Consider the following 3,957-nt stretch of genomic DNA (forward strand, 5'->3'; position numbering starts at 1 on the left):
CTGGGCTCATGGGCGTTTCAATTGGGCCACTTCTTAGCAGAAATGGATAGATATCTCCACTTGGATGGAGGGTGTCAAAGTAACGGCGTTTCAATTGGGCCACTTCTTAGCAGAAATGGATAGGGCAGCCATTTTAAGGCCGTTGCAGCTGTCGAAATAACGCCGTTTTTCGCGGATCGATCAAACTGCCAAACATTTTTAAGATTCAACCAATTTTATTAATCTAATATCGCTATGCGCTGTTTCAGCGCGGATCGTCGATACTCTTTATAGTTTCTTTAATTGTGCGTATGTCTTCACAGGAGTTTTCGTATTACTGGGCGCTTCAAGCCCAAATGACCTCCCGGATCCACTTGGCTTTTTGGTGGGCAATCATTCTATAATAAATTTCCGGTCCAAGTGCTCCCTATGAACACCCATAAATTCAATTCTCTCCATAACTCTGCCATCATTTGGGCCAAGATCTATAATCATTATCCTATCCTCATCCGGGTCGATCAGATCATGAAGAGAGGCCGCCATCTCCACCTTCCCTCTCGGGGTGAGATCGCAGCGGAAGACAGAGTAGTGGACCGGCTCTCCAAAACCAAGCATTGCCTTATGAACTCTGTATAGCCTCTTTGGCTCCCTTATATCATAGCTCACTATATAGCAGTTTAATAAGGTCAATTCAGATCACCTGATGACGAAAGCCGGATACTCTGAAAGCTCCCCGGATAAAACCCTGGATAGCAGTCTGGCCTGTATCTCAAGCACTCTGCGATAGCTCACTTTGTAGCCGAATATGGGATGAACGATCTCAGTCTGCATCCTCTGCTCATATCCAGCAATCAGTTTTCTTTTCGCCTCCGCGGTGAGAGATATTCCGATACCTGTTTTGATGAAGTCCGTATCCTTCAGCTCCTTTTTATTGAATAGCCTGAATGCCACAGAATCGGCAATTATCGGTCGGAACTCCTCCATCATGTCCAGGGCCAGAGCAGGACGGCCGTACCTGGGCTGATGGTAGAATCCAAGATACGGATCAAAGCCTGCTGCCAGAAGGGTTGAGAATAGCTCCTTGACCAGAATGCCGTATAAATATGAGAGAGTCGAATTTACAGGATCCTTTGGCGGCCTTTTATTTCTTCCCTCAAAGGAGAAGCTCTCTTCTCCTACCTTGAGCATCTCGCCGAACCTGGAGAAATAGGCCTTGCCTGCTGCTCCCTCAATTCCGAGCAAGCTTTGCAGACTTGAAGCATTTTCGGCATCCTGGGAGAGACTGGCCAGAGAGGTGAGAACTAACGAGGGAACACCAGGATCGTATTTGCGCAATCGAGTTCTGCAGTTCTCGATCTTACCGGATACGATCTTGCGGGCTACGGAGAGCGATCTCTCTTCGTCCTCAGCCCAGCGAAACTGCTGGATGCGCAGCTGGACATTCTTGTGGCTCATCCCCAGAGCTATCCCCTGAAACCAGCCGCCATGAGTGAAGTGCAGCACAGGCACATTCCTCTGCATCAGCTCGACCATGGCTGGAGTGGTGATCTCAGCGTTTCCGTAGAGGCAGACCTTGGATATCTCCCTGACTCTGGCCTCGCTGATCTTTCCCTCCTCATAGGACCAGACCTCCAGCCGCTCGCCCCTCTTGCGAACGGTCTTCCCCTGGCCGACGACATAAAGCGGAACCTGATCGTCGCGGCTGGCGAGGAGCATTCTGATCCTCTCCTCCGGATTGCTTTCCTGGTTTGGCTCTTTTTCTGCACCCATCTCCCGAAGGAGGTTGACCTCATCGGGCAGACATATACCGGCCATTGAGCAGCGATCGCACCTTTGGCTATTTTCCAGAGGCGGGGGAAGCTCGCCCCTCTGAACCGCCCTTCGCATGTCTGCCAGCAGCGCTCCAGTTCTGTCCAGAAGCTCGCGGTCGAACTTCACTGGCACTTTTTCCTTGGATAGAATATAGTAGACCATCCCCTCATCGCAGGAAAAGCCGTTCTCCCGCAGGGCAAGGCACTAGGTTAGCTTATTTGGTTGAGTCAAGTCTGGCGGGTTGATTTTAAAAAATTAGATCTATTCATGCGAGCTGCTTTTTAGTGGATGCCGCGCGCGGTTAAACGCGCGGTAGTGCCCTGGCCCCCTCAACGCCGGGGAGGCTTGGAAACAATCGGGGCGAGCCGTTGATGGTTCTGGATTATATCACGTTTAATATTCTCCATGCGGCCCGGTTGAACTGCTGACTTACCCGCAAATCAAGTGGCATCGCTTTATTCCTTTGCGGGAAGGGTCACTTCGACGACGTGGCCCTGCTTCCCTTCAAGGTGAATCTACTTAGCTTCGTAGCCCGTGGTAATCATGCTAATAAAAATGTCATTGAGAAGCCTTCCTCTGAGATTTACTACAGTGGTATTACTCACATTAGTAATTTTCTTTAATCTAGTTGGATCGATAATGCCTTCTTTTTGTGGAGCATAAATTATCAGTGCAGAATGATCCTTTTTCGACTGCAAGATTTCTTCTAATTGTGATCCAAAACTCTTCCAATGAACTAAGAATAGAGTCATGCTCTCTGCTTTCTTGATGGAATTCTTTTCAATCTTCACAACATTCGATTTCAAGAATAGCCCAGAATCCACAAGCATGCTCCTTAGTTCGGTGAAATCATCTCCTTCTGCAAATATAGCGATTTTTCTTTTTGATAGCCCTCTTCCGATTCTAATCCATACAGGTATAATCCCTTTAGCGTAGAGATAGGCTGTAGAAATTGTTTGAATCACAAAAAATATAATTAATATGCCACTAACAATTAAAAAAAAAGGGTGATTAAAAATTTCAATAACAGCTTGCATAGGCTATTCTCCTTGCTATTATATACTTTTGATACTTGTTGTAGATCTGGCCAATACTGTCCAATGAATTAATCATTTCAATCATTCCATTATCTTCTGTTATACTAATATTATTTAGGCATTTAATTGATCCATTCATTCACCTCGGAACGAAAATCTCAAACCTTCCATATCCGATCGCTGTCTTAGCTCCCCCACCAAGATCTCGCAAAGCATCATTTAGCCAACCTTTTGCTTTCGAGCAGTCCTCATTATCATCTGGATTACTAAGCCTTCTTGGCATTAGACCGAATACGAACTCCTGATTGGAATCCACTGATAGAAATGGGATCGGAATTGGGCTATGCCAGTCACCTGGTGTCTTGCCTTCCTGGTAATAGGGTCCGTAGTGCGGAGTAATGATATCCATCTTGAGTTGGACTGGTTTTATTGGGATAGCGTCTAAAAATATGACAGATCCTACTGCTTGGTCCCTTGAGTCCCTAGGTCCGAATATTCTGCTAATGTCGCTTTCAGGCTGAGAGATCCAGCTTGCTGCCAAAGACCTCACCACTCCTTTAATGGAGGATCCTGGCAAGTAAGGCACGCCAAGTGTATGGTGCCAGGCAAATCCATTCTCAACAGGATGATTCCTCCCTAGGCCTGTAACAAATGGACCGGTGGTTTTAAGGTAGATTGGCTCTTGTCCTGATTCATTAAGAAGCTGGGTTCTGCGAGTTCGAAATTCGCTCAACAAAGCTTTATTGCCTACTCTCTTTTCATCATTGTCCTTTTTGATGACTGAAGAAATCCATTTCCTCTTTGGATTAATTGATTCCATTTTGCCTTCTGGAGGTCTAATCTCAAATGCTTCCAAAGACCAGCAATTTAGACCTTTCTTCTCGGGATCCATGCACCATTTATTACAGAACTTATCGTACCATAGTCCTGCATTGCTCTCACCAAATTCAAAGGTAGGGGGACTAGTTTTATACAGTGGAAGAACTTCACTCAATTTCAATCCCTCTTTATGTAGGCCTGTGTGAACATTTTGAGCCAATCTAGATATAGCAGTACTTCATGCTGAATCCTAACATATTCCTCCTGGCTGCTATCAACTATTGTCTTCATCAAGTCTTTTCCCATTAAG

The 3,957-nt window shown here is 46.0% G+C and carries 5 protein-coding genes; all 5 read right to left on the minus strand.

Going from position 1 to position 3,957, the window contains the following annotated elements:
- Positions 1-372: 372 nt before the first annotated feature.
- Entirely contained in the window at positions 373-645 is a 273-nt protein-coding gene (cas2, locus tag BP727_RS09650; RefSeq protein WP_286858566.1) for a CRISPR-associated endonuclease Cas2, read from the minus strand.
- 30 nt (positions 646-675) lie between these two features.
- Entirely contained in the window at positions 676-1,986 is a 1,311-nt protein-coding gene (gene cas4g/cas1g / locus BP727_RS09655; RefSeq protein WP_286858571.1) for a CRISPR-associated endonuclease Cas4g/Cas1g, read from the minus strand.
- 320 nt (positions 1,987-2,306) lie between these two features.
- Positions 2,307-2,828 (minus strand): hypothetical protein, encoded by a 522-nt coding sequence (locus tag BP727_RS09660; protein WP_286858568.1) that lies wholly within the window; start codon positions 2,826-2,828, stop codon positions 2,307-2,309.
- Positions 2,829-2,967: 139 nt separating this feature from the next.
- On the minus strand, positions 2,968-3,822 hold the full coding sequence (gene cmr6, locus BP727_RS09665) for a type III-B CRISPR module RAMP protein Cmr6 (protein ID WP_286858569.1): 855 nt from the start codon (positions 3,820-3,822) through the stop codon (positions 2,968-2,970).
- A gap of 2 nt (positions 3,823-3,824) precedes the next feature.
- Positions 3,825-3,953 (minus strand): type III-B CRISPR module-associated protein Cmr5, encoded by a 129-nt coding sequence (locus BP727_RS09670; RefSeq protein ID WP_342766279.1) that lies wholly within the window; start codon positions 3,951-3,953, stop codon positions 3,825-3,827.
- Positions 3,954-3,957 lie beyond the last annotated feature (4 nt).

The sequence above is a fragment of the Methanosaeta sp. UBA356 genome, from assembly GCF_002496465.1.
GTDB classification, from domain to species: domain Archaea; phylum Halobacteriota; class Methanosarcinia; order Methanotrichales; family Methanotrichaceae; genus Methanothrix; species Methanothrix soehngenii.